Here is a 619-nt window from a genome sequence, read left to right on the forward strand (position 1 = left end):
TGTACAACGAGCCCGGCCGCCGGTGGCTGCCGACCGTCAGGCCGCGGCCGGGCTCGTTGTACATGATGCTGGTGTGGTCGAGCCCCAGGTGGTTCGGCGCGGTGTAGCCGGCGATGCCGAAGCCGAGGTCGCGCCGGAAGTCCCGTTCCGGCCCGAAGGCCGCGGCGCGCACGCCGGAGTGCACGCCGTCGGCTCCGACGACCAGGTCGAACTTCCGCGGTGCGCCCTGGCGGAAGGTGACTTCGACGCCGTCCGCCGTCTCGGTGAGGCTCGTGACGCGGTCGCCGAAGACGTATTCGGTGTGGTCCGCGGTGTGCTCGTACAGGATCCGCGCGAGGTCGCCGCGCAGGATCTCGACCTCGCCGCTCCACGCGGCGCCGGGCACGGTCAGCGCGGGACGGCCGTCGAGGCCGAGCACGGTCTGCTCGCCCATCGCCGTCTCGTACCGGCGGATCTCGTCGAGAACGCCCATCGCGGCCAGCAGCTTCACCTGCTCACCGCGGAAGTCGACGGCCTGGCCGCCGGGCCGCAGGGCGGGCGCGGACTCGACGACGGTCACGCGGTAGCCGCCGCGGTGCAGCCAGTGGGCCGCGGCGGGGCCGGCGATGCCCGCCCCGGA

The 619-nt window shown here is 74.2% G+C and carries 1 protein-coding gene; it reads right to left on the reverse strand.

Annotated elements, in window-relative coordinates:
* A partial coding sequence (locus CCN39_RS48945; RefSeq protein WP_158104634.1) for an FAD-dependent monooxygenase occupies positions 1-619 on the reverse strand: 619 nt, incomplete at both ends.

This window comes from Amycolatopsis kentuckyensis (assembly GCF_002155975.1).
Lineage (GTDB): Bacteria > Actinomycetota > Actinomycetes > Mycobacteriales > Pseudonocardiaceae > Amycolatopsis > Amycolatopsis kentuckyensis.